We start from the raw sequence: 24953 nt of genomic DNA on the forward strand, positions 1-24953 counted from the left end.
CGCAGGAGCACTACGCTGATCTACCCGCGATGCGGCTATTCGTAGAGGCCTCGAACACGTCCGGGGTGACGGGTGGGTTGGGCGGATGTTCCGCCTCACGCGGCATACTCCCGCGCGACGCTGACATCGTCGAACGGCAATTCCATGTCGCCGACGATCTGGCCCTGTTCGTGGCCCTTGCCGGCGATCAGCACGATATCCTGCGGCCCCGCCTCGGCGATCGCCGCGGCGATCGCCGCGCGGCGGTCGCCGATCTCGCGCGCGTTGGTCGCACCCTTGAGGATCGCGGCGCGGATTGTCGCGGGATCCTCGGTGCGCGGATTGTCGTCGGTGACGATGGCGAGGTCGGCCTGCATCTGCGCGACCTGCCCCATCGTCTCGCGCTTGCCGGGATCGCGGTCGCCGCCGGCGCCGAACACGACGATCAGCCGGCCGCCGGCATGCGGCTTGAGCGCGGCGATCGCCGCTTCGAGCGCATCGGGGGTATGCGCGTAATCGACATAGACCGGCGCGCCGCTGCGCGCGATCGCCGCCCGCTCCAGCCGGCCGCGTACCGGTTGCAGCCGCGCAAGATCGGCGATCGTCCGCGCCACGTCGCCGCCGGTCGCGATGACGAGGCCCGCCGCGACCAGCGCGTTCGCCGCCTGATAGCCGCCGATCAGCGGCAGCGTGACGCGATGCGTCTCCCCCTCCGCCTCGATCGTCAGCCCCTGCCCCAGCAAGGTCGGGTCACGTCCGACCAGCCGCAGCGTCGATCCGCGCTCGCCAACCGTCACCAGCCGGTTGCCGCGCGCCTGCGCGAGGTCGATCACCCGCGCCGCATGCACGTCGTCGGCCCAGACCACCGCGGTGCCTTCGGGGCTCAGCACTTCGGAAAACAGGCGCAGCTTGGCGGTCAGATAGGCGCCCATGTCGCCGTGATAATCGAGATGGTCGCGGCTGAGATTGGTGAAGGCCGCCGCGGCGACGCTCAGCCCCTCGGTGCGATACTGGACGAGGCCGTGGCTCGACGCCTCGAAGGCGACGTGCGTGATCCCCTCGCGCGCGAGGCCGGCGACGTTGGACAGGAAGGTGACAACGTCGGGCGTGGTCAACCCGGTCGTCACGCGCTCGTCGGCGGTGGTGACGCCGAGCGTGCCGATCGAGGCGGCATGCGCGCCTGCCATCCGCCAGAGCTGCCGCGTCATCTCGACGGTCGAGGTCTTGCCGTTGGTGCCGGTGACCGCGATTGCGACCTCCGGGAAGGGCGCGAAGAAGGTCGCGGCGGCGCGCGCGAACCGCTCGCGCGGATTGTCGTCGACGATTGCCACCGCGCCCTCGACCGGCACGCCGGGCCGCGTCACCACCGCGATCGCGCCCGAGCGGACGGCATCGGCGATATACTCCTCGCCGTTGACGCGCGCGCCCTGAAAGGCGCCGAAGACGGTGCCGGGGGCGACCTTGCGATGATCGATCGCGAAGCCGGTGACGATCGCCTCTTCGCCGCCGCCGGTGAGTGCGCCCAGTCTCATTACACCCCCTTTAGTTGCCGCTGGCCAGCTTGCGCGTCGGGTCCTGCCAGATCAACGGCATCAGGTCCGACACGTCGATGTCCTGCCGCTCGTCGGGAACGACGCCGAGCATCGCGCCGACGCGCGAGATCGTCCGCCCGACGACGGGCGCGGCGTTCCACGCGGCGGTCTTCCAGCCGCCGGTTTCCTTCGTACCCTTGGGCGAATCGAGCATGGCAAGCACCACATAGCGCGGTGCGTCCATCGGGAAAGCCGCCGCGAACGTCGCGACGTTGCGCGAATGGTCGTAGCCGCCCGCCACCGCCGCCTCGGCGGTGCCGGTCTTGCCGCCGACGCGATAGCCCGGCGCCTCGCCCTTGCGGCCGGTGCCGCGCAGCACGATCAGCCGCAGCATCTGCCGCATCCGCGCGCTGGTCTGTTCGCTGATGACGCGACGGCCGACCGGCGCCTGCCCCGGCGCGACCTTCATCAGCGTCGCCGGCCGCCAGATGCCGCCGTTGACCAGTGCGGCATAGGCGCTGGCGAGATGCAGCGGCGTCACCGCGATGCCATGGCCGTAGGCGGTGGTCATCGTCGTGGTGCGCGCCCAATAGGTCGGCATCAGCGGCCGCCCCTTTTCGCGCAGCTCGATGTCGGGCTTGGTGTCGAAGCCCAGTTTGCGGAACATCGCCTGCATCTTCTGCGGCCCGATCTCGTCGGCGATGCGTGCGGTGGCGATGTTGGACGAATAGATCAGCGTTTCGGGCATCGACAGCCAGCGCTGCGGATCGCCGCGCTCGTCATGGATGGTGAAGCCGCCGACCTTGAGCGGGTGCGTCGCGTCGAACTTGCGGTTGAGCGTCACCGTGCCGGTGTCGATCGCGGTGGCGACGGTGATCGGCTTGAAGGTCGAGCCGAGCTCGAACACGCTCTGCGTGGTGATGTTGCGCAGCTCTTCCGAGCCCGCCATGCCGACGCGATTGGGATTGAACGTCGGCAGCGACACCATCGAGATCACCTCGCCGGTGGCGACGTCGAGCACGATGCCGCCGGCGCCGCGCGCCGAGAAGGTGTTCATCGCACGGCTGAGTTCGCTTTCCAGCGCCGCCTGCACGCGCACGTCGATCGACAGCGCGACCGGCTGGCCCGCCTTGGTCGGGTCGAGCAGCCGCTCGTCGAGCACGCGCTCCATGCCGCTCATGCCGTGGCCGTCGGTCGACAGGAAGCCGAGCGCATGGCTCGCCATCGTCGATTGCGGATAGAGGCGCTGCGTCTCGCGCGCGAAGACCAATGCCGGCTCGCCGATAGCATTGACCTGTTCGACCAGCGCCGGGCTGGCGCGGCGCTGGAGATAGACGAAGCTGACCGGGCGGGTGAGCTGGCCGTAGAACCACGCCTGATCGCCGCGATCGGGCATCAGCGCGGCGAGGCGGCTGGCGATCTCCATCTTGTCGCCGATGATCTGCTTGGGGTGGACCGCGATCGTCCAGGCGTCGATCGTCCGCGCCATCGGCGCGCCGTTGCGATCGACGATATCGCCGCGCGCGGCCAGCGCGGCGACGCGCGCCTCCGCCTCGCCGCCCGACATCACGCCGAGCATCACCAGCCGGCCGATGACCAGCGTCACCGCCGCGGCGAAGAGCATCAGCAACATCATTAGCCGCATATGCGACGTCGCCACCAGCGCATGGCGCTGGGTGGCGTTGCGCCGTTGCTGTGCGGGCCGGGCGACGATGACGGTCAACGCTTGCGGGCCTCCGCGCGCGCGCTGCTGAGGATATCGCCGAGCGTCGTGTCGGACAGCAGCTTCTTGTCGAGCATCGCCACCGCCTGCGGCCGGACCTTGGCGACCGCGACCTTGGCGCGCGCCGCCTCGTTGAGCTTGGCGAGCATCGGCGCGCTCTTCTCGATCGCGGCGACCTTGATGACGGCGCGCTTGGCGGTCGGCAGCGCGGCGGCGACCTGGACGACGGCGGGCGCGGGCGTGGCGGCGGGGGCGGCGACGTTGACGGTGGCGAGCGACGGCACGACGAGCGCGGCCAGCTTGGTCCCCGGCGCGGTCACGCCGACCTGGTTGACGTCGAGGCTGGCGAGCGCGCCCTCGTCAGTGACGAACTGTCCGGCGACCGGCGCGGCGAGCGCCAGCGTCTCGCCGTTCCACTTTTCGAGCTGGGCGAGATTGGCGCGCGTCTCGAACTCGGTCTCCAGCGCGCGGATGTCGCGCTGCGCCGAATCGATCTTGCGATCCATCGACTCGAGCTTCTTGCGCTCCGCCGCGACCTGCAGCGACACCAGGTAGAAGCCGAGGACGATGGCGACGCAGCCACCGAACCACCCGATCCCCTTCAACCGATACGCCGCCGTCATGATGTCACCTCCGCCAGATTGCCATTGCCCCAAGCGGGCGCCGCCGTTCGCCGGGCGGTCCGCAACGTCGCCGAGCGCGCGCGGGGATTGCGCGCGACCTCGGCCTCGCCGGCGCGCACCGCGCGGCCGACGGCCTCGAAACTCGGGGCGATGCCCGCCGCCGCCTGCGGCAGATGCCGCGAGCCGCCAGGCGCATTGCCCGACCGGTCGCGCAGGAAGCGCTTGACCAGCCGATCCTCCAGACTGTGGAAGGTGACGATCGCCAAGCGACCGCCCGGCTTCAAAACGCGCTCGGCTGCGGCGAGGCCGTCGGCGAGCTCGCCCAGCTCGCGGTTCACATGGATGCGAATCGCCTGGAAGGTGCGCGTCGCCGGATCCTTCTTGTCGTGCGGGCGATGGCCGAGCGCCTTGCGCACGACATTGGCCAGTTCCGACGTGCGGGTCAGCGGCCGCGCGGCGACGATCGCGCGTGCGACGCGGCGCGACTTGGGCTCGTCGCCATAATGATAGAGGATGTCGGCGATCGCTTCCTCGTCGGCGGTGTTGAGGAAGTCGGCGGCGCTCGCCCCCTCCTGGCTCATCCGCATGTCGAGCGGGCCGTCCGACTGGAAGGAGAAGCCGCGCTCGGCCTGGTCGAGCTGCATCGACGACACGCCGATATCCATCGTCAGCCCGTCGACCGGCGCGTCGAGCGCCGCCTCCAGCGCCGAGAAGTCACTGTGGACGAGCGTCAGGCCGGGGATGTTCGCGGCGCGGCCCGCGGCGATCGCATCGGGGTCGCGGTCGAAGGCGACGACCTGCGCGCCGGTGGCGAGGATGGCGCGCGTATAGCCGCCGGCGCCGAAGGTCGCGTCGACGATCCGCTCGCCCGGGGCGGGGGCGAGCGCCGCGACGACCTCGTCGAGCAGCACGGGAATGTGTGGAGCGTCGCTCATAGCGCGATGCCCTTGTCCTGGCAGTAATAGCGGCAGGCGGCGACCATCTGCGGCGCGATGTTCGGCGTCGACAGCAAGGTCTTGGGGTCCCAGATCTCGATATAGTCGAGCGTGCCCCAGAAGAAGGCATGCGCCCCGATACCGGCATAGAAACGGGGAAAACCCGGCATGATGAAGCGCCCCGATCCGTCGAACGGCACGGCTTCGCCATTGGCTCCGCCGCGCTTGATATTGTGGTCGATCTTGCCGTCGGGACCGCGCGACAGCGCGACCCGCTCGTTCAGCTCGCGCTTGAGCTCGGCGAGATAGGCAGGATCGTAGGCGATCAGGCAGGGCTGGTCCTCGTGCGCGGCGATGATGACCGTGCCGCCGTCCTTGCCGTCGGGTCGCGGTGCATTTTCGGCCAAGGTCGAGCGGAGCGCATTGGGGATGGCGACGCGACCCTTGTCGTCAACAAGAGCAAGTCCGCTTCCCTGATAATCGCCCCTTTCCGACACTGCCGTCTCGCACCCTGACGCGCACGGCTCACCGTTCCGAAAAACGACCCGTCGTCGCCGTTCGGCCTGTTGCGATGGACGCAACCGGTGATGCCTGCCCCGTTGACGCTGTTGGTATCAACAGCACCCCGGGGACGCAACGGGATTTTTGGGGAAAAGCGGGGAAACGGCCCCGTCGTCGCCTAGCCGGGTGGGCGCGCACCCCACGACCGACGCGGCACGGCCTTGCTCGAAGGCAATAAAATGCATCTAATCAGATGCTTAGGCGCAATCCCCGGATTTCCCCGGCGGCGCATCAGCGCGGCGCTTGACTGTTGCTGGTGGAGGGGGCGACGCCCAGTTCGGCGAGCGGCTCGCCCGATGCGCCCGCCGCGGCCGCAGCGGCGCCGGCGTTGGTCATGGCGATGTTGGCGACCACGTCGGCCTGCGCCGATCCGGCGGCGGCGATCGGCCGCTCGCGGGTGGCCGAGCCGAGGATGGCGCTGGCCACGGCGATCAGCAGCACCACGGCAACCAGGCCGATCACGCCGACCTTGATCCGTTGCATCGTCTGCTGGGTATCTCGCACGGCTCTCATCTTGCCGCGCCTCTGTAACGGTTCGTCACCGGTTTGTCGAATAAGCGGTTGGCGGGGAGCCTCCAGGTGGTCTCAGCCTCATCCGCCACCCCTCCGTCACCCCGGACTCGTTCCGGGGTCCACTCTGCGGCGAGGAGAGCCGCAAGAGGCTCAAGGCGCACGCCTGCGGACGAGTGGACCCCGGAACTAGTCCGGGGTGACGGGTGGATGGTGACGGCTTCCGCTCCTATGCCAGCCCCTTGGCGGCACGCCATTCGGGATCGTAGAGCGACGACAGATAGCGGAAGCCCGTATCGCACAGGATCGTCGCGATCCGCTTGCCCGGCCCGAGCCGCTCGGCGAGCCGCACCGCACCGGCGACGTTGATCCCCGACGACAAACCGAGGCACAGCCCCTCCTCGTCGAGCAGCCGCCGTACCCAGCGATAGCCCTCCTGATCGGAGATGCGGAATTGGGTGTCGATCGGCGCGCCGTCGAGATTGGCGGTGATCCGCCCCTGCCCGATGCCCTCGGCGACCGACGAGCCCTCGGCGCGCAATTCGCCATGCGCGTAATATTCGTACAGCGCCGCACCATGCGGATCGCTGAGCGCGATGCAGATGCTTTCGTCCTTGGCCTTCAATCCCAGCCCGACGCCGGCGATCGTCCCGCCGGTACCCGCCGCGCAGGTGAAGCCATCGATCCGCCCCTCCATCTGCTGCCAGATCTCCTCGGCGGTGCCGACGATATGCGCGCGGCGGTTGGCGACATTGTCGAACTGGTTCGCCCACAAGGCATTGTCGCGCTCCTCCGCGATCCGGCGCGAGGTGTGCACGAAATGATAGGGGCTGGCATAAGGCGCCGCCGGCACCAGCACCAGCTCGGCGCCGAGCGCGCGCAGCGTGTCCATCTTCTCGCGGCTCTGCGTTTCGGGCATGACGATGATCGTCCGATAGCCCTTGGCGTTGGCGACCAGCGCGAGGCCGATGCCGGTGTTGCCCGCCGTCCCCTCGACGATCGTGCCGCCGGGATGGAGCACGCCGCGCGCTTCCGCATCCTCGACGATGCCGAGCGCGGCGCGGTCCTTCACCGAGGCGCCGGGGTTGGCGAATTCGCACTTGCCGAAGATGTCGCATCCGGTCGCCTCGCTCGGCCCCTTCAGTCGGACGAGGGGGGTGTTGCCGATCAGGGCGAGGGTGTCGGGCGTGGTATGCATCGTCGCTAGATGGCGCGTGGCAGCGCCAGCGGCAAGCGAAGCTAAGCTTGGCGGCGGCCAAGCGGGGCGGCGTCCGTCGCATTTTCCCGAGCCAGCTCACATACGTCAGTCATCCTGCTTGACGCTCCTTGCTGCATGCGCGAAGCGTCGCGCCGCTATGAAGAGCCCCCTCCTCCTCTCCGCCACCGCCGCGCTGCTCGCGCTGGCGGCCTGCAACTCCAAGCCCAACTCGGCCGAGGTGCTCGACTCCAACCCCGATCCGATGGCCAACGCCCTCGCCAACCGTGGCCCGGTCGAGCTGCCGCCCGCGATCAAGGCGGAAAAGACCTTCCGCTGCAAGGACAACAGCTTGCTCTACGTCACCCTGTTCGAGGGCGACAAGCTGGCGCTGGTCAAGACGTCACAGACTGGTACCGCTACCCGCCTGACCGCCGAGAAGACGGGCGATCCGCTCGTCGCCGAGGGCGGCTGGAAGCTGACCGGCGATCCCAAGACGATCACCGTCACCCAGCCGGGCAAGCCGTCGCAGAGCTGCAAGTCGTAAGCTGCGGCACCGCACAACGTTTCCGGGCCGGTGGAGCGATCCGCCGGCCCTTTTGCGTGGGCGTCGGCGATCGACCGTTGCCGGAATAGGTCCATTCCGGTACGTCGCTGGCATGGCGACGATCGCGATCTACAGTTCGAAGGGCGGCGTGGGCAAGACCACGCTGTCGGTCAACCTCTCCTACAGCAGCGCCGCCTTGTCGAAGCGGCGCACCATCCTGTGGGATCTCGATCCGCAGGCGGCGAGCAGCTGGGTGCTCGGCCGGACGCCCGTCGGCGACCAGGCGCGTGCGCTGTTCACCAAGGATGCCAAGCCCGCGGCGCACACCCGCCCCACCGACATTCCGCTGCTCGATCTGATCGCCGCCGACGATTCGCTGCGCACGCTCGACCTCGTGCTGCACGACATCGGCAAGCGCCGGCGCCTCGACCGGCTGATCGAGCAGATCGGCGATTACGACCATGTCCTGCTCGACTGCCCGCCCGGCCTGACCGAGACCAGCGAACAGGTGATCCGCGCCGCCGACCTCATCGTCCTGCCGGTGATCCCCTCGCCCTTCGCGCAGCGGGCGCATGACGAGGTCGTCCGCCACCTCGGCGGCAAGGTGCCGGTGTTGCCGGTCCATATGATGGTCGACCGCCGCCGCCGGCTCCACGCCGACGCGCTCGCCGCTCACCCCGACTGGCCGGCGATCCCGATGGCGAGCGCGGTCGAGGCGATGGCCGAGCATCGCGCCCCGGTCGCGACCTATGCGCCGCGGTCGGCCGCGGCGGCGGCGTTCGCCCGATTGTGGACGACGATCGAAAGCCGGCTGGCCAAATAGCGTCCCATATCATCCGCTCGTTCGAAGGACCGCCCATGCGCCTGATTGGCATGCTCGATTCACCTTATGTCCGCCGGGTGGCGATCTCGATGACGGCGATGGGCCTGACGTTCGATCACGAGCCTTTGTCGGTGTTCCGCGACGTCGCGGCGTTCGGCGCGATCAACCCCACCGTCAAGGCGCCGACGCTGGTCACCGACGACGGCGTCGTGCTGATCGAATCGACGCTGATCCTCGACTGGCTCGAACGGATCGTGCCGGCGGAGCGCCGCCTGCTGCCGGACGATCCCGCCGCCTTTCTCGCGTCGCAGCGCGTGATCGGGCTGGCGCTCGCCGCCTGCGAGAAGACGGTGCAGATCGTCTACGAGACCAATTTGCGACCGGCGGAGAAGCAGCACCAGCCCTGGCTCGACCGCGTGCAAGAGCAATTGCTGGCGGCGTACGATTTGCTCGAGGCGGCCTATGCCGGGGTCGACGACTGGCTCGTCGCGGGCCGATGGACGCAGGCGGACATCACCACGGCGGTCGCCTGGCGCTTCACCGGCAGCAAGCTGGGCGACGTCGTGCCCCCGGCGCGCCATCCGGCCCTCGCCGCTCTGTCCGCGCGCGCGGAACCGACGGCGGAATTCGCGGCGCTGCCGCTGGATTAGGGCGTGATCGATATTTATCGATGCCGCGACCGCGACACCGTCTCTCCGTCACCCCGGACTTGATCCGGGGTCCCGCTACGTGCCGGTCGGGAAGAAGCGGGACCCCGGGTCGAGCCCGGGGTGACGAGAAGAAAGAAGTTTAGACAGCTAAAGGCTGAGCGGCGATCCCGCTTGGACTCGCCCCCACTTGCACCACTGCATCGGCTGCGCCACCTCAGCGGTGATGGAGACACTCGATCCGCACCTCGTGCTCGGCGCCTATGCGGTCGGCGTCTTCCCGATGGCGGACGATCGCAAGGCCGCCAGCGTCTATTGGGTCGAGCCGCGCAGCCGCGCGATCCTGCCGATCGACGGCTTCCGCGTGTCGCGCTCGCTGCGCAAGACGATCGCGCGCGACCGGTTCCGCGTCACCGCCGACACCGCCTTCGAACGGATGATCCAGCTCTGCGCGGAAAGCGCCGAGGATCGCCCGGAGACGTGGATCAACACCGGCATCGAACGGGCCTTCGTCGCGCTGCACCGCATGGGCTTCGCGCATGCGATCGAATGCTGGGAGGGCGACGAGCTGGTCGGCGGCCTCTACGGCCTCGCGCTCGGCCGCGCCTTCTTCGGCGAATCGATGGTCAGCCGCCGTACGGATGCGTCCAAGGTCGCGCTCGCCTGGCTGGTCGCGCGGCTCAAGGTCGGCGGCTTCACCTTGCTCGACTGCCAGTTCCAGACCTCGCACCTCGCCTCGCTGGGCGCGGTGGAGATCGACCGGAAGGATTATTGCGCGTTGCTCGCCGGTGCGCTGGAAGGCACGATCGGCTCGTCGGGGGTGGTATCGGCATCGTCCGCCGCCGGCGACTTCTTCGCGCTCGACCGGTTGCCCGTCGCCTCGCCACCGGACAGCGAGGTCGTGTCCGGACCGGTCGCCGGCCACGACATCGTGCAGCTCTTGGTCCAGACGTCGTAGACCGGGTGCTGGACGACGTTGAGCGACGGCCGTTCCTTGAACAGCCAGCCCGAAAACGCCCGCCGCCAATGCCGGTCGCTGCCGCGGACGTCGAGCTGCACGAACGCACCGGTGAGCTGATCCTGCTCCCAGGGTGCGGTATGTTCGCAGGCGCGCAGCCGGACGATCGCATCGCCGACGCGGACCGCCTGCCCGGGCCGCAGCGTCAGGTCGCGGCTGACGCCGTTGCGCTTGTTGAGCAGGCCGACCACGGCCACCCGCTGTGCCATCGGCGTACCGCCGGTCGGCAAAGCGACGTCGGTGGTCGCGACGGTCTCGATGCCCTCGCTCTGGTTCGCCTCGCTCGGCGCGAAATCCTGTACGGCGACGGCGCGGCCGGCTTCGTCCGACCGCTGCCACGCGCGATAGCCGAACACCGCGGCCAGCCCCAGCACCACCAGCAGGACGCCGGCGGCGAGCCAGCGTCGCGTCACCCTTCGGGCGTCCAGGCTTCGTAGTCGCCGGTCGCGGCGGCGCGCTTGCCGCCCTTCTCGAGCGCGCCCGAGGGGCGATAGGCGAGCGGCGTACCGGTCATGTTGGGCACCGCCGGCTTCTGCCACGGCCTCGGCGCGGGCATCGCGCGAGCGGGCACGTCGTCGATCTGGTGGTGCAACCAGCTGAACCATTCGGGTGGCACGCGGCTGGCGTCGTTGGCGCCCTCGTAGATCACCCAGCGGCGCACGCGGCCGCTGCCGTCCTTGCCCCCCTGATAATAGACGTTGCCGAGCGAATCGGTGCCGACCTGCGCCATGCCGCGCAAGCCGTAGAGCATCGTGCCCCAGGATGCGCCGTTCCACCAGGTGAAGGGATTGAGGTTGATGCCCATGATGCGCCTGCGCTTACCCGCTGCGGCGGCGGCCTTCAACCGGGATCGTCGTCCGCTCGCCAGCCGGCTCGTTTCGTCGCAACGTCGGGGCTGCCGGATGACACCCGTTGGTCGGCGTAGCGGCTCCGTGTCGAGACCCCGTTCGCCCATTTTCCGTCATGCCGGACGGGTCTTTGGCGATCGTTCGAGCGCCGAAGACCCCCACCGGCGCTCACTTCGCCCAGGTCACCCTATCGCCTTCGGCGATGCCGAGGTCCGCGGCGCGGCCGCCGACCAGTTCGAGCACGGCGGCGACCGGCTCGCGCGAGGGCACCGGCGTCTCCGAAAAGGGCACGGTGTTCTCCGCGATGATCGCGATCGTGCCGTCGGCGCGGATGAACAGGATGTCGAGCGGGGTCGGCGTGTTCTTCATCCAGAAGTTCGCCTCGCGCGGGCCGCCGCCTTCGGCCGGATAGGGCGCGAAGAGCATGCCGCCGTCGGGCTTAAGATCCGTGCGGTACATCAGCCCGCGCGCCTGCTCGGCCGCCGTCGTCGCCCGCTCGACCTGGAAGACGTGCGCGCCGTTGGCGCTGGTGATCGTCACCGGCAGCAGCGCCTTCGCCGTCGCGTCGGTCGGCGGCGTGCGGGTGAACACCCCTTGCTGGATCGCCACGCCGCCCGCGCCTAGCCCCAGCACCGCGACGATCGCCAGCATCGCCTTCGATCCGATCACGCGTTCAGCCCTCCTCGACGGTGACCGCGAGCGGTCCCTTACGGCCGGCGACGATGCGCGCACGCAGCCGCTGTTCGGGCTCGACCGCGGCGATGCCGGCGCGGCGCAGCGTCTCCATATGGACGAACACGTCGCTGCCGTCGCTGTCGCGGACCAGGAAGCCATAGCCCTTTAGCCGGTTGAACCATTTGACCGCAGCGCCTTCGAACGGCCCGGCCTCGTCGATCAGCGCGACCGGATCGACCCGGTCGGCGGCGCGCGGCGCCCGCGGCGCATCCTCGACGGCGTTCGACAGATCGATCGCGATCACCTCGCGTGCCTGATAGCCGCGGCCGCGCTGCACCGCGAGCGTCTCGACCCGTGCGCCCTCGGGCAGGCTGCGGCGGCCGTACGGCTGCAAAACGGAAAAGTGGATCAGCACGTCGCCCAGCGACCGGTCGTCGGCGACCGCGAAGCCGAAGCCGCGCGTAACGTCGAACCATTTAATCACGCCGGCGATGGCGATCGGCCCCTCGCCCTCATTCGTCGCGGCTTGCAGACCAGCACGCGCGCCGGGCATATCCCCGTCGTCACGCTCGTCGCCCTCCCGTTGCGGCTCGCTACGCATCACTGCACCCCTATGGACGCTACGCTAGCACGGTTCATCGCTGCTGCAATTGCGAAAGGGACGTTTACCCGATTTCTCCGAACTCGCTTTCGTCCCGCGCTGCGACAATCCGGCGCGACAAATCCATTGCATGTCCGGCCCGGAGCATCGCCGCGAGTTGCTTGTCGCGGACCGCGCGATCGTCGTTCGGCGGCCCGAACGGCCCGATCCGCTTGCGCCGCGCGAAGGTGAGCGCCGCCGCCTCGGCCTGTTCGTGGATCTGCGGCGCCAGATCCTCCGTATCCGCCTCGCCGACATGGGCGTGGCGCAGCGCCATCGTCACCCGCCGCGCACCGAGCCCGCGCCGGGTCAGCGCCGCCGCCTTGCTCTCCGCATACAGCCGGTCGTCGACATAGCCGAGATCGGCCATCCGCTGCGCCAGCGCCTGCGGGTCGGCGGCGTCGCCATCCCAGCCGCGTTCGCGGATCTTGCGGTGGAGATAGTCGGCCAATTTGCCGCGCGTTGTCGCGAAGCGTTCGACGTAGCGCAGCGCCATCCGCTCCAAAGCGGCGGCATCGAGCGGGGGAAGAGTACGCCGTTCCTGCCTCATGGCCATGTTGTTGCCACAGTGGCGCTCGATTTAGAACGATGATCGCGCGTTATAGCGCACAGTGAAGATGGTTTCGCCCCGTGGCGAGTGAACAGGATTTTGTATGACCGAGCAGTCCGCGCCCTCGCCGACGCCCCAGATGGCGGCCACGCCGACGCTGGACGACCTGCCCCGTCGCTATGCCGATTTCGCCACGCTCGGCGAGGCGCTGGATTATGCCGCCACGGGCGTGCGCGGCCTCAACTTCCACGATGCCCGCGGCGCGCTCGCCCGTGCCTATCCGTTCGCCGAACTGCGCCGCGACGCGATCGCGATGGCACATCGCCTGATCGCCGCCGGTGTGCAGCCCGAGGACCGGATTGCGCTGGTCGCCGAGACCGGGCCGGAATTCGCCGCCCTGTTCTTCGGTGCGGTCTATGCCGGCGCCTGGCCGGTGCCGCTGCCGCTGCCGACCTCGTTCGGCGGGCGCGATTCCTATATCGAACAGCTCCGCGTCCAGCTCGCGAGCTGCGAGCCGAAGATGCTGATCTTCCCGCCCGAGCTCGCCGCGATGGCGGCCGAGGCGGCACGGCTCGCGGGGACCGAGGGGATCGACTGGTCCGACTTCGCCGACCGTCCGGCGGTCGCGGCGCCGCTGCCGCAGGCGGACGGAGAGGCGATCGCCTATCTGCAATATTCCAGCGGCTCGACGCGCTTCCCGCACGGCGTCGCGATCACGCACCACGCGCTGCTCAACAATCTCGCCGCGCACAGCCACGGCATGGAAATCGCCGCCGACGGCACCGACCGCTGCGTCAGCTGGCTGCCCTGGTATCACGACATGGGGCTCGTCGGTTGCTTCCTGTCGCCGATCGCCAACCAGGTCTCGACCGATTACCTCAAGACCGAGGATTTCGCGCGCCGCCCGCTCGCCTGGCTCGACCTCATCAGCCGCCACGACGGCACGACGCTGAGCTATTCGCCGACCTTCGGCTACGACATCTGCGCGCGCCGCATGTCGTCGCAGACCAAGGCGTCGCAGCGGTTCGACCTGTCGCGCTGGCGTGTCGCCGGTAACGGCGCCGACATGATCCGCCCCGACGTGATGCAGGCGTTCGTCGACGCCTTCGCCGATGCCGGCTTCAAGGCGAGCGCCTTCCTGCCGAGCTACGGCCTCGCCGAGGCGACGCTGGCGGTGTCGCTGATGCCGCCGGGCGAGGGCATCCGCGTCGAGCTGGTCGAGGAGACGCAATTGTCGGGCGGCGGCGATTCGCTCGCCGCCAACGACGGTCCGCGCCCGCAACGCTTCCGCGCGATCGTCAATTGCGGCAAGCCGGTGCGCGACATGACCGTCGAGATCCGCGAGGAGGACGGCACCCCCCTGCCCGACGGCGCGATCGGCAAGCTCTGGTGCAAGGGACCGAGCGTGATGGTCGGCTATTTCCGCGATGCCGCGGCGACCGACGCCTGCATGAGCGACGGCTGGCTCGATACCGGCGACATGGCCTATATGTCGAACGGCTACATCTACATCGTCGGCCGCGCCAAGGACATGATCATCGTCAACGGCAAGAACCACTGGCCGCAGGACATCGAATGGGCGGTCGAGCAGCTGCCCGGCTTCAAGGCGGGCGACATCGCCGCCTTCGCGATCACCACGCCGGGCGGCGAAGAGACGCCGGCGGTGCTCGTCCAGTGCCGCAGCAGCGACGAGGCCGAGCGCCAGCGGCTGCGCGAGGAGATTCGCGAGCGCGTCCGCTCGGTGACCGGCATGAATTGCGTGATCGAGCTGATCCCGCCGCGCACGCTGCCGCGCACCAGCTCGGGCAAGCTGTCGCGCGCCAAGGCGCGCAACCTGTATCTGAGCGGCGACATCAAGCCTTACGCGATCGCGGCCTGACGCCCCTGTCGGTTTCGTGACGTTGACGTAAAAAAGACCCGTCACCCCGGACTTGTTCCGGGGTCCACCGCGCCGCGAGGGCATTGTGCCGCCTCAAGCCCCTCTCCCCGCCGCAGTGTGGACCCCGGAACAAGTCCGGGGTGACGCCGTGGGTGTGGTAGCGGACCAACCCCTGCCCACGGTCCCCTCCGACAGGATACCTACGCCGAAAAGTCAGAATGAGGCCGATCCGCCCATTCGGTGAAGTAACTGGCATTTCGGATGAAATCTCAATCCGGTTCTAACACTCCGTCAACCTTGACCGGGTAACCCCCCGCGGGTGAACCAAGAAACCGCGCCTGCCTCGGATCCCAGCGCGATCCGCTTTTCTCAGCTGCTGGGGTTTCGCGACGGCGACGACGCCGCGCATTGGGCGCGTATCCGCTCGACGCAACTGGACGCCGGCCGCCAGCTCGCCTTGCTGCTGCTCTGCGCGAATCTGATCGGCGCGGCGACCACCGTGTCGCTGTTCGCGACGCAGGTGTCGGCATGGTGGCTGGGCGGCTGGGCGATGCTCGTCGCGGCGGTGTCGGTCACCGTCGCGATGCGCCGGCTCAGCACGCGGCATCGCGACGGCGGCTATGCCACCCAGGCCGACCTGCGCGCCACCGCGATCGAGGGCGTCGCGCTCGCCGTCGCCTGGTCGATCCCCTGCCTGATCTTCAACACCCATCCCGGGTCCAACAGCGCCTATGTGCTGTGGATGATCCTGTCGGTGCTGATGACCGCCGGTGCGGTCGCGATGGCACCGCTGGCGCTCGCCACGATCGCCTTCGTCGGCGGGCTCGGCCTGTCGGTGACGGTGAAGCTGGTGACGATCGGCAGCTATGCCGCGGCCTGCGCGACGTCGATCTTCACCGTGATGCTGATCGTCGTCTGCCTCAACCGCGCCCGCTCGCTGGTGGTGATCCGCGCCAGCCAGATCGCGCTGGCGGAACGCGACGAGACGGTCAGCCTGCTGCTGCGCGAGTTCGAGGAGACCAGCGCCGACTGGCTGTGGGAGACCGACGCCGCCCGCCGCGTCGTCAAGGCTTCGCCCCGCTTCGCTTATGCCTGCCGGCTCGATCCGGTCACCATCGAAGGCATGCCCTTCCTCCAGGTGCTCGCCGGACCCACCTGGGACACTGGCGAATTCACCCCCGGCCTGCGCGCCCTCGCCGACAAACTGAAGACGCGCGACAGCTTCCGCGACCTGCGGCTGTCGCTCACCGTCGACGGCGAGGAGCGCTGGTGGGAACTCGCCGCCAGCCCGCGGTTCGACGAAAACGGGTCTTTCTGCGGCTTCCGCGGCGTCGGCTCGGACGTCACCGAACAGCGCGCATCGGCCGACAAGATCAACCGGATGGCGCGCTTCGACACGCTGACCGGCCTGCCCAACCGGCTGATGGTCAACGAGACGCTGGCGCGGGCGATGGCGGAGGCGGACAAATGGGGCGGCCGCTGCGCATTCATGATGATCGATCTCGACCGGTTCAAGGCGGTCAACGACACGCTCGGCCATCCGATCGGCGATCGCCTGCTCAGTCGCGTCGCCGAACGGCTGGCACAGTTGATGGGCGACAACGAGACCTGCGGCCGGCTCGGCGGCGACGAATTCGCGGTGGTGATGCGCGATGCGACCAACAGCAGCGCGGTCGAGGCGCTGGCGCAGCGGATCATCGAGACGCTATCGCGCCCCTATGAGGTCGATGCCAATACGCTCTACATCGGCGCGTCGGTGGGCCTCGCGATCGGCCCGCGCGATGGCCGCACCGCCGAGATGCTGATCCGCTCCGCCGATCTCGCGCTCTACCGCGCCAAGGATGCCGGTCGCGGCGTCTACCACGCCTACGAGCCCGAGCTGCACGTCCAGGCGGAGGAGCGCCGCGTCCTCGAAATGGCGCTGCGCCAGGCGCTCGAACGCGGCGAGATGCACCTCCACTACCAGCCGGTGGTCGATGCCGCGACCGGCAGCCTCACCGGGTTCGAGGCGCTGCTGCGCTGGCACAGCCCGCAGTTCGGCGACGTCTCGCCCGCCAAGTTCATCCCGCTCGCCGAAGAGGCGCGGCTGATCCAGCCGATCGGCGAATGGGTGTTGCGCACCGCCTGCGCCGAGGCGGCGGGCTGGCCGTCGCACGTCCGCGTCGCGGTCAACGTCTCCGCCGACCAGTTGCAGAACCCCGGCTTCGTCACCGTCGTCACCTCGGCGCTGGCCGACAGCGGCCTGTCGGTCGAACGCCTCGAGCTCGAGGTGACCGAAAGCGTCTTCATGCACGAGGGGCTCGGCGCGACCAAGGTGCTCGAACGCATCCTCGACCTCGGCGTACGGCTCAGCCTCGACGATTTCGGTACCGGCTATTCGTCGCTCGGCTATCTCTCGCGCACCCGCTTCTCGTCGATCAAGATCGATCGGAGCTTCGTCCAGAGCGCCTCGCGCGGCGTCAAGGAAGCGATCGCGATCATCCGCGCCGTCGTCGCGCTGGCGCAGAGTCTCGGCATGGCGACCACCGCGGAAGGCGTCGAGACCGAGGCCGAACACCGGATGGTGCAGGATCTGGGCTGCACCAAGGTCCAGGGCTTCTATTTCGGCCGCCCCCTCCCCGTCGAGGAAGCCCGCGCCGTCGCCGGCCGCCGCTGGGACAGCGACGTCGCCGCTTAGGGAAATCCGCCCCCCCACCGCCGTCCGCCCCCCATCGCCGTTCGCCCTGAGCCTGTCGAAGGGCAGATGGGACTCACGGTGCTTCGACAAGCTCAGCACCAACGGGGTTGTTGATCGTGAAGGACCGTGGCCCAGCCCCGCCGCCTCAAACGGGTTGGTGATCCGGAGGCGGGATGGTGCCCCAAGCTGCCCGGTCGCCCGCCTACTTCAGCGGGTCATGCCCCCAGTTCATCAGCGAGTAGCGCCAGTCGCTCTGCGCCTTGTCCTTGTCCGGGCCGCCCTGGGCGAGATGGCGGTGCACGTAGCCGACCACCTTCTTCATATGCGCGTAATCGGCGTCGGTCCGGTCGGCCTTCTTCTTGCGCTTGATCGCGACAATATGGCGGCCGGAGGCATGGCCGACGCTCTCGCCCTTGCCGTCGCCGTCCTCGCCCTTCCAGCCGACGCGCTTGCTGTCGTCGCTGTCGAGGAAGCGCTCCAGCTCGGCCGGCGCCATGTTGACCGCCTCGTCGAACGCCTGTTCGATCGCCGCGTGATCGTCCGCCATGTATCGCTCTCCTTTTGCCCCTCCAACGTCGTGGTGCGGTCAAGGGTTGCGGACGGGTCAGCCGAGCATCCCGGCATAGGTCTGTGGCGCCTCCGGCAGAATCACGCGTGCTACGGTACCGACCAGCAGCACCGCGACCAGCAGCAGCGTGACCGCGCGCGGCCAGCGCCGCGGCCCGAGCAACAGCCAGCCGATCGCCGTCGCGGTCAGCGTCCACAGATGGTAGCGCAGGTCCGAGGCGATGCTGATCACCGCGAAACTCGCCTCCATCGTCAGCGCCGAGGTAAACAAGGCGAGCGCCAGCGTATCGTCACCGCATCCGCGCATCGCGCAGCACAGGCCGGCGATCGCCACCACCACCCAGACGACCGGCCAGCCCAGCGGCGTTTCCATCAGCCACGCGCCGAGCGACTGCCAGCCTTTCGCGAGCGCACCGGGCTCGCCTAAGCCGAGCGTGTTGGGCTCGCTTGCGCGCAGCGGCGCGCTGCCGAGCCAGTGACGCGGCACCCACAATCGCTCGGTCGAGTTGAGATGCGCCAGCCGATGTTCCGCATAAGCGATGGGGTGGCGCAGGATCATGCCGGCGAGACGGACGTAGAGCGTTCCGGCCGGCTCGGCGCGCAACGGCGCGACGAGCGTCTCGCAGCGCCGCGGCTCGCCGAGCGGATCCCAGAAATAGGGGCGAACGCAGTGTCTGGCACGGATCGCGGCGAGCGTCGCGGCGGGCAGGCCGACGGCGGTGTCGCCCGTCGCCACGCCGATGCCGGTGAGATCGTAGAGCGCCTGCGTCTGCTCGACGCCGCTGCGCTGCGCGCCCAGCAGGCCGTGGTTGATCGGCGAGGACAGGCCGATCGCTGCGGCGATGCCGAGCAGCGCCACGCCGGCCCGCGCGATCCCGCGTGGCCAGGGCGACAGCATCACGATCAGCGGCACCACCGCGAAGGGCGCGTTGGCGCGCACCAGCAACGCATAACCGCACAGCAACGCCGCCACCGCGAGGGCCGGGCCGGGCAGCGGCCGGTTGCGCAGCCGCCACCAGCCGAGAATCCCGGTCGCCGCCAGCAGCGCCGCCGACATCTGCAGATCCTTGAGCACGACGCCTTGCCAGCCGAGCAGCGGCGGCCAGCAACCGACCGCCAGCACCGCCCAAGCCGCGCCGCGTCGCCCGCGCGCGGCGAGCGCCGCGGCGAACGATCCCAGACCCAGCCAGTAAGCGGCGAGTTGCAGCGCGAGCATCGGCGCCGGGCCGTGATCGCCGAACAGCGACCAGAGCCGCGCCATGATCGGCGGGTGCCAGTCGTCATACCGCCCGCTCGTCGCCTGCGCATATTGGGCGAGGCTGTCGTAGGCGACATAGCCCGGCCAGAAGAGCGCGAGCGAGGCGGCGAACAGCAAAGCCGCCGCGACGCCCATCGTGCGGGCGGCGCGGCGGTCGGCGGGTATGATCCTAGAAGTGAAGCGCGCGACCATAAGCGCCGAGCACGCTTTCGTGCATCATCTCGCTGAGCGTCGGATGCGCGAACACCGTCTCCATCAGCTCGTGCTCGGTCGTCTCGAGCTGGCGCGCGATGACATAGCCCTGGATCAGCTCGGTCACTTCCGCGCCGATCATGTGCGCGCCGAGCAATTCGCCGGTCTTGGCGTCGAACACCGTCTTGACGAAGCCCTCCGCCTCGCCGAGCGCGATCGCCTTGCCGTTGCCGATGAACGGGAATTTGCCGACCTTCACCTCGTGACCGGCTTCCTTGGCCTTGGCCTCGGTGAAGCCGACGCTGGCGACCTGCGGACGCGAATAGGTGCAGCCGGGGATGTTCCACGTCTCGAACGGATGCGGGTCCTGCCCGGCGATCTTCTCGATGCAGACGATGCCCTCGTGGCTCGCCTTGTGCGCCAGCCACGGTGCGCCGGTGACGTCGCCGATCGCGTAGATGCCCTCGACGTTGGTGCGGCCGAAGCCGTCGACCTTGATATGGCCGCGCTCGGTCTCGACGCCCAGCGCTTCCAGCCCGATGTTCTCGGTGTTCGGCACGATGCCGATCGCGACGATCGCATGGCTGAACTCGGTCTCGGTGACCTTGCCGTCGGCGCCCTTGATCGCCGCGGTGACGCCGTTGGCGCCGCTTTCGAGCTTTTCGAGCCCCGATTTGGTGAGGATCTTGATCCCCTGCTTGGTCAGCGCCTTGGTCATGAACTCGCTGACCTCGGCATCCTCGACCGGCAGGATTCGGTCGAGCATCTCGACGATCGTCACGTCGGCACCCATGTCGTTGTAGAAGCTGGCGAACTCGACGCCGATCGCGCCCGAGCCGATGACCAGCAGCTTGGTCGGCATCACCTCGGGCACCATCGCGTGGCGATAGGTCCAGATGCGCTTGCCGTCGGCCTTGGCGAACGGCAGGTCGCGCGCGCGCGCGCCGGTCGCGACCATGATGTGCTTGGCTTCGAGGTCGAGCGTCTTGTCGCCCTGCTTGACCTGCAATTTGCCCTTGCCGGTCAGCGCGCCGACGCCCTCGAACACCTGGACCTTGTTCTTCTTCATCAGGCCCTTGACGCCGGCGTTGAGCTGGCCGGCGACCTTGCGGCTGCGATCGACGATCTTGCCGAGGTCGAAGCCGACATCGTCCGCCTTGAGGCCGTAGGAATCGGCGTGGGTCATGTAATGATAGACTTCCGACGTGCGCAGCAGCGCCTTGGTCGGGATACAGCCCCAGTTGAGGCAGATGCCGCCCAGCCGCTCGCGCTCGACGATGCCGACCTTGAGGCCGAGCTGGCTCGCCCGGATCGCCGCGACATAGCCGCCCGGACCCGAACCGAGGATGAGGAGGTCGAAGGTATCAGCCACGTTGGAAGTCCTTACCGGGGAGGTTCATGGATGTGATCGGGGATATGATCGGGCAGCGGCGCGACGCGGCGCGGCGCCCGGTTCTCGTCGGTGGCGACGAACACGAAGCGTGCCTGCGTCACCTTGGTGGAATCCTCGAGGTGGCGGGCGCGGCGCCACGCCTCGACCTCGATCGTCATCGACGTGTTGCCCACCGCGACCAGCCGCGCATAGACCGACACCTCGTCGCCGACGAGCACCGGCGCATGGAATTTCATCGCATCGCAGGCGATCGTCACCGCGCGGCCACCGGCGTGACGCGACGCCACCGAGCCGGCGGCAAGATCCATCTGGCCCATCAGCCAGCCGCCGAAGATGTCGCCATAAGGATTGGCGTCGCCCGGCATCGCCGTGACGCGGATCGTCGGGGAACCCTGGGGCAAGGTCACACACGCCTCCTGTCGATCGCGCGGGCGCGACGCAGCGGACCGATGCTCATCAGCACCGCCGCCGCCATCGCCCCCGCGCCACACCACCAGATCGTCTCATAGCCGACCGGATAGGCCCAGGCCGCCGCCCACGTCATCGCCGCGGCGGCGACCAGCCCGGCGGCGAGATGGAGCAGCTCGATCGCCGTGCGGGAGGTGGGCGTCCGCGCCACGATCGCCTCAGGCAAGCATGCCGAGCGGACGCTCGACCAGCTCCTTGAACGCCTTCATCAGCTCGGCACCGTCGGCACCGTCGATCGCGCGATGGTCGAAGCTGCCGGTCGCCGACATCACCGTCGCCACCGCCAGCTCGCCGTCGACGATATAGGGCCGCTTCTCGCCCGCACCGATCGCCATGATCATACCCTGCGGCGGATTGATCACCGCCTCGAACTGCTTGATCCCGAACATGCCCATGTTGCTGATCGACGCGGTACCGCCCTGGAATTCCTCGGGCTTCAGCTTGTTGTCCTTGGCGCGTGCGGCAAGGTCCTTCACTTCGGTCGAGATCGCCGACAGGCTCTTGGTGTCGGCGCCGACGACGATCGGCGTGATCAGGCCCGAGGGCGTCGACACCGCGACCGAGATGTCGGCGCGCTTGAAGCTGATCAGCTGGTCGGGCGTGAACATCACGTTGCACTTGGGCACCGCGATCAGCGCGGCGGCGAGCGCCTTGATCAGCAGGTCGTTGACCGACAGTTTGACGCCGCGGCTTTCCAGCGAGGCGTTGAGCTCGCCGCGCAGCTTGAGCAGCGCGTCAAGCTGGATATCCACCGTCAGATAGATGTGCGGCACGGTCTGCTTCGACTCGGTGAGGCGCCGCGCGATCGTCTTGCGGATGTTGCTGAGCTTGGTCGCCTCGTGCGGGATGTCCGGCACGACCGCGGGCTTCGCTGCGGGGGCCGGTGCGGCGGCAGCGGCGGGCGCCGCGTCGCGCGTCGCGGCGGCGGGCGCTGCGGCACCGGGCTTGGCGCTCTCGACGTCGGCCTTGACGATGCGGCCGTTCGGCCCCGAGCCGGTCATGCCCGACAGTTCGATGCCCTTCTCGGCGGCGATGCGGCGCGCGAGCGGGCTCGCCTTGACGCGTTCGCCCGATGCGGGGGCAGCGGCCTTGGGCGCCTCGCCGGTATCGGCGGGCTTGCCGTGATCCTCGGCCTGCGTGATCGTGCGGTCGGCGGGCTCGGCCTCGCTGCCGGTCTTGTTGGGGTCGGCCGGGTTCGGCTTGGCTTCCGATTCCTTCGCCGCGGGGGCGGGCGTGTCGCTCTTGGTCGGGGCGGACACCGATGCGGCATCCTCGCCCTCTTCGGCGAGGATCGCGATCACCGCGCCCACCTTCACATTGTCCGTACCCTCGGCGATCAGGATCTTGGCGATCACGCCTTCGTCCACCGCCTCGAATTCCATCGTCGCCTTGTCGGTTTCGATTTCGGCCATGATGTCGCCGGACTTGACGCTATCGCCTTCCTTGACGAGCCACTTGGCGAGCGTGCCCTCTTCCATCGTCGGCGACAGCGCGGGCATCTTGATCTCGATCGACATGCAGGTCCTCTTGCCTGGGGAGCAGGTGGCTCCCTTCGCGCTCCTGACGCGGGGGGTCAAGTCTTGCGCGCCGCTCGCCCACGCGGCACGAAGCGGAAAAGGGGCGAAATGATGCGTATCTATCTCGTGGTGGTCGACGACAGCCCGGAAGCGGAGATCGCGCTGCGCTTCGCCGCGCGCCGCGCGGTGAAGACCGGCGGCGGGGTCGAGATCCTCACCCTGCTGCCGCCGCAGGAGTTCATCGCCTTCGGCGGCGTCCAGGCGACGATCGAGGAAGAGGCGATGCAGCACGCCGAAGGACTGGTCGCGGCCGCCGCGGGCACGCTGGTCGAGGAATCGGGGCTGCGCCCGGCGATCACCGTCCGCCAGGGCGACGGCCCGAAGATCATCCGCGAGATGATCGCCGCCGATCCCGACATAGCCGCGCTGGTGCTCGGTGCCGCGCCGGCGGGCGCGCCGGGCAAGCTGGTCAGCCATTTCGCCGGGTCCGATGCCGGCGCCCTGCCGGTGCCGGTGATGATCATCCCGGGCTCGCTCAGCCGCGAGGCGATCGACCGGCTGAGTTGATCGTCGTCGCAAGGGCTTGAGGGGGTTGAGCGCCACGTCGCGGCGCGTCACACTGCCTGATGATCATCGCCCCGCTCCTCGCCGCCGCCGCGGTCGCCGCCACGCCTTTGCCCTCCCCCAGCCCCGCGCGGCTCAAGGCCAGCGTCAGCGCGCTCGTCGGCTTCGGCACCCGCCACACCTTGTCCACCACCACCGATCCCAAGCGCGGCATCGGCGCGGCGCGCAACTGGGCGGCGCAGCAGTTCGAAGCGATCGGCCGCGACTGCGGCGGCTGCATCAAGGTCGAGCGGATCAGCCGGCGCTTCACCGGCCCGCGCGCACCGGACGGCGTGGTGGTCGAGGACGTACTCGGCATCCAGCCGGGCCGCGATCCCAACCGGGTGGTGATCATCGGCGGCCATATAGACAGCCGCGTCACCGACGTGATGGACGCGACCAGCGACGCGCCCGGCGCCAACGACGACGCCTCGGGCGTCGCACTCGTGATCGAGACCGCGCGGCTGCTGTCGAAGCGCAAATTCGACGCGACGATCGTCTACGTCGCCTTCTCCGCCGAGGAACAGGGATTGTGGGGCGCCGAGCTGCTCGCCGACACCGCCGCGACGCGCGGCTGGCAGGTCAGCGCGATGCTCAACAACGATATCGTCGGCAACAGCATCGGCCAAAGCGGCGTCCGCGACGCGCACCGGGTGCGCGTCTTCTCGGAAGGCATCCGCGCGTCCGAAGACCTGCCGCAGCAGCAGCGCCGCCGCGGCGAAGGCGGCGAGGACGACGGCCCCAGCCGCGCGCTCGCCAAGACGATCGACGGCATCGCCGATGCGATCCCCGGCGGCTTCGACGTGGTGATCGATCGCCGCCCGGATCGCTTCGGCCGCGGCGGCGATCACGAGCCCTTCCTCAAGCGCGGCTATCCGGCGGTGCGCTTCTCGGTCGGCGCGGAGAATTGGGACGCGCAGCATCAGGACCTGCGTACCGAAAAGGGCATCGTCTACGGCGACACGATCGACCGGATGGACTTCGCCTATCTGGCGAAGGTCACCGCGATCAACGCCGCGACCCTCGCGCGCCTCGCCGCCGCCCCCGCCGCGCCGGCGAGCGTCGGGCTGGTCGGCGATCTCTCGCGCGACACGCAGGTGAGCTGGGCGCCGGTACCGGGGGCGGTCGGCTATCGCATCCGCTGGCGCGCGAACGACACCGCCGCCTGGGCGAAGTCGAAGGACGTAACCGGGACGAACGCGACGATGCCGCAACTGCCCGTGGACGACACGTTCTTCGCAGTGTCGTCGCTCGGCGCGGACGGCAGCGAGAGCCTGCCGACCTTCGGCGGCCGCGCACCGCGGCGGTAAGGCCCCTCTCTCGTCATCTCCGGCAAAAGCCGGGATGACGAGAGAGAGCTATCGCATCGAGCCGTTCACGCGGGCCTGCCGTCTTCCAAGACCACCCCGTCACCCCGGACTTGTTCCGGGGTCCACCCGGCGGCTAGGAGAAAGCTTGATTCGACACCATTCCCTCGCGGACCGGTGGACCCGGGAACAAGTCCGGGGTGACGGATTCCATGAGGAAACCGATCGGCCATCATAATCGCAGCCATATGCGATTGTCGTGAGTGACGGAGGGGAGGATGCCGCC

25 protein-coding genes and 1 pseudogene are annotated in these 24953 nt (G+C 69.1%); 8 read left to right on the forward strand and 18 right to left on the reverse strand.

Translation table 11 applies throughout. The annotated features are described in order from the left end of the window. Positions 1–95: 95 nt before the first annotated feature. The 7 genes from AC07UH_RS15265 to AC07UH_RS15295 form a co-directional block, all read right to left on the reverse strand. Entirely contained in the window at positions 96–1511 is a 1416-nt protein-coding gene (locus tag AC07UH_RS15265) for a UDP-N-acetylmuramoyl-L-alanyl-D-glutamate--2,6-diaminopimelate ligase (protein WP_495180916.1), read from the reverse strand. Positions 1512–1521: 10 nt separating this feature from the next. Then, positions 1522–3234 (reverse strand): peptidoglycan D,D-transpeptidase FtsI family protein, encoded by a 1713-nt coding sequence (locus tag AC07UH_RS15270; protein WP_038662181.1) that lies wholly within the window; start codon positions 3232–3234, stop codon positions 1522–1524. Continuing rightward, positions 3231–3857: a hypothetical protein gene (locus tag AC07UH_RS15275; RefSeq protein WP_495180917.1), complete on the reverse strand. Its 627-nt coding sequence runs from the start codon at positions 3855–3857 to the stop codon at positions 3231–3233. Before AC07UH_RS15275 ends, AC07UH_RS15270 begins: the two co-directional genes overlap by 4 nt. Further along, positions 3854–4792 carry a 16S rRNA (cytosine(1402)-N(4))-methyltransferase RsmH gene (gene rsmH / locus AC07UH_RS15280; protein WP_495180918.1) on the reverse strand — a complete coding sequence of 313 codons (939 nt, stop codon included), beginning with the start codon at positions 4790–4792 and terminating at the stop codon, positions 3854–3856. The genes AC07UH_RS15275 and rsmH overlap by 4 nt, the downstream gene beginning before the upstream one ends. Further along, on the reverse strand, positions 4789–5289 hold the full coding sequence (locus tag AC07UH_RS15285) for a division/cell wall cluster transcriptional repressor MraZ (protein WP_038662189.1): 501 nt from the start codon (positions 5287–5289) through the stop codon (positions 4789–4791). The genes rsmH and AC07UH_RS15285 overlap by 4 nt, the downstream gene beginning before the upstream one ends. Positions 5290–5584: 295 nt before the next feature. Beyond that, positions 5585–5857 carry a hypothetical protein gene (locus AC07UH_RS15290; protein ID WP_322848893.1) on the reverse strand — a complete coding sequence of 91 codons (273 nt, stop codon included), beginning with the start codon at positions 5855–5857 and terminating at the stop codon, positions 5585–5587. A gap of 235 nt (positions 5858–6092) precedes the next feature. After that, positions 6093–7061, reverse strand: a complete 969-nt coding sequence (locus AC07UH_RS15295; protein ID WP_038662194.1) for a cysteine synthase A — start codon at positions 7059–7061, stop codon at positions 6093–6095. A gap of 157 nt (positions 7062–7218) precedes the next feature. Here AC07UH_RS15295 and AC07UH_RS15300 point away from each other — a divergent pair, with 157 nt between their 5' ends. The 4 genes from AC07UH_RS15300 (at position 7219) to aat (ending at position 10033) form a co-directional block, all read left to right on the forward strand. After that, the gene (locus tag AC07UH_RS15300; protein ID WP_038662197.1) at positions 7219–7605 is read left to right on the forward strand and encodes a hypothetical protein; all 387 of its coding nucleotides are present in this window, start codon (positions 7219–7221) and stop codon (positions 7603–7605) included. Between the two features lie 112 nt (positions 7606–7717). Next, the gene (locus AC07UH_RS15305) at positions 7718–8428 is read left to right on the forward strand and encodes a ParA family protein (RefSeq protein ID WP_137899185.1); all 711 of its coding nucleotides are present in this window, start codon (positions 7718–7720) and stop codon (positions 8426–8428) included. A 35-nt stretch (positions 8429–8463) separates the two neighbouring features. Then, complete coding sequence (locus AC07UH_RS15310) at positions 8464–9078, forward strand: glutathione S-transferase (protein ID WP_495180919.1); 615 nt, start codon at positions 8464–8466, stop codon at positions 9076–9078. A 223-nt stretch (positions 9079–9301) separates the two neighbouring features. Next, on the forward strand, positions 9302–10033 hold the full coding sequence (aat, locus tag AC07UH_RS15315; protein WP_038662212.1) for a leucyl/phenylalanyl-tRNA--protein transferase: 732 nt from the start codon (positions 9302–9304) through the stop codon (positions 10031–10033). 35 nt (positions 10034–10068) lie between these two features. On the opposite strand, the pseudogene AC07UH_RS15320 reads toward aat, so the two are convergent. From AC07UH_RS15320 to AC07UH_RS15340, 5 genes and pseudogenes are all read right to left on the reverse strand, one after another. After that, positions 10069–10302: pseudogene (locus AC07UH_RS15320) on the reverse strand (DUF2155 domain-containing protein); the annotation flags it as partial. A 200-nt stretch (positions 10303–10502) separates the two neighbouring features. Next, on the reverse strand, positions 10503–10898 hold the full coding sequence (locus AC07UH_RS15325) for an NADH:ubiquinone oxidoreductase subunit NDUFA12 (RefSeq protein WP_038662218.1): 396 nt from the start codon (positions 10896–10898) through the stop codon (positions 10503–10505). Positions 10899–11109: 211 nt separating this feature from the next. Further along, positions 11110–11610, reverse strand: coding sequence for a DUF192 domain-containing protein (locus AC07UH_RS15330; RefSeq protein ID WP_245640692.1), 501 nt, complete (start codon positions 11608–11610; stop codon positions 11110–11112). 4 nt (positions 11611–11614) lie between these two features. After that, positions 11615–12217 (reverse strand): cold-shock protein, encoded by a 603-nt coding sequence (locus AC07UH_RS15335; RefSeq protein ID WP_137899188.1) that lies wholly within the window; start codon positions 12215–12217, stop codon positions 11615–11617. A gap of 64 nt (positions 12218–12281) precedes the next feature. Then, the gene (locus AC07UH_RS15340) at positions 12282–12812 is read right to left on the reverse strand and encodes a regulatory protein RecX (protein WP_137899189.1); all 531 of its coding nucleotides are present in this window, start codon (positions 12810–12812) and stop codon (positions 12282–12284) included. Positions 12813–12909: 97 nt separating this feature from the next. Here AC07UH_RS15340 and AC07UH_RS15345 point away from each other — a divergent pair, with 97 nt between their 5' ends. Together AC07UH_RS15345 and AC07UH_RS15350 are read left to right on the forward strand one after the other, a co-directional pair. After that, complete coding sequence (locus tag AC07UH_RS15345) at positions 12910–14685, forward strand: fatty acyl-AMP ligase (protein ID WP_137899190.1); 1776 nt, start codon at positions 12910–12912, stop codon at positions 14683–14685. A 319-nt stretch (positions 14686–15004) separates the two neighbouring features. Beyond that, on the forward strand, positions 15005–17362 hold the full coding sequence (locus AC07UH_RS15350; RefSeq protein WP_495180920.1) for a putative bifunctional diguanylate cyclase/phosphodiesterase: 2358 nt from the start codon (positions 15005–15007) through the stop codon (positions 17360–17362). Between the two features lie 202 nt (positions 17363–17564). Here the strand turns inward: AC07UH_RS15350 and AC07UH_RS15355 are convergent, their stop codons facing one another. The 6 genes from AC07UH_RS15355 to AC07UH_RS15380 are packed head-to-tail and all read right to left on the reverse strand — an operon-like array spanning position 17565 to position 22757. Further along, complete coding sequence (locus AC07UH_RS15355) at positions 17565–17909, reverse strand: DUF3140 domain-containing protein (RefSeq protein WP_038662233.1); 345 nt, start codon at positions 17907–17909, stop codon at positions 17565–17567. Positions 17910–17966: 57 nt separating this feature from the next. Further along, positions 17967–19379: a hypothetical protein gene (locus AC07UH_RS15360; RefSeq protein WP_495180921.1), complete on the reverse strand. Its 1413-nt coding sequence runs from the start codon at positions 19377–19379 to the stop codon at positions 17967–17969. Beyond that, entirely contained in the window at positions 19357–20751 is a 1395-nt protein-coding gene (gene lpdA, locus AC07UH_RS15365; protein WP_495180922.1) for a dihydrolipoyl dehydrogenase, read from the reverse strand. The genes AC07UH_RS15360 and lpdA overlap by 23 nt, the downstream gene beginning before the upstream one ends. Before the next feature lie 11 nt (positions 20752–20762). Further along, complete coding sequence (locus AC07UH_RS15370) at positions 20763–21137, reverse strand: acyl-CoA thioesterase (RefSeq protein ID WP_052075807.1); 375 nt, start codon at positions 21135–21137, stop codon at positions 20763–20765. A 38-nt stretch (positions 21138–21175) separates the two neighbouring features. After that, positions 21176–21391, reverse strand: coding sequence for a hypothetical protein (locus AC07UH_RS15375; RefSeq protein ID WP_495180923.1), 216 nt, complete (start codon positions 21389–21391; stop codon positions 21176–21178). 7 nt (positions 21392–21398) lie between these two features. Continuing rightward, the gene (locus AC07UH_RS15380; RefSeq protein ID WP_495180924.1) at positions 21399–22757 is read right to left on the reverse strand and encodes a pyruvate dehydrogenase complex dihydrolipoamide acetyltransferase; all 1359 of its coding nucleotides are present in this window, start codon (positions 22755–22757) and stop codon (positions 21399–21401) included. Positions 22758–22868: 111 nt separating this feature from the next. On the opposite strand from AC07UH_RS15380, the gene AC07UH_RS15385 reads away from it, so the two are divergent. Next, the gene (locus tag AC07UH_RS15385; protein WP_495180925.1) at positions 22869–23324 is read left to right on the forward strand and encodes a universal stress protein; all 456 of its coding nucleotides are present in this window, start codon (positions 22869–22871) and stop codon (positions 23322–23324) included. Between the two features lie 59 nt (positions 23325–23383). Then, a complete protein-coding gene (locus AC07UH_RS15390; protein ID WP_495180926.1) occupies positions 23384–24670 on the forward strand; it encodes a M20/M25/M40 family metallo-hydrolase in 1287 nt (428 codons plus the stop codon). Positions 24671–24953: the final 283 nt, after the last annotated feature.

This window comes from Sphingomonas sp. GW821-FHT04B01, from assembly GCF_059420425.1.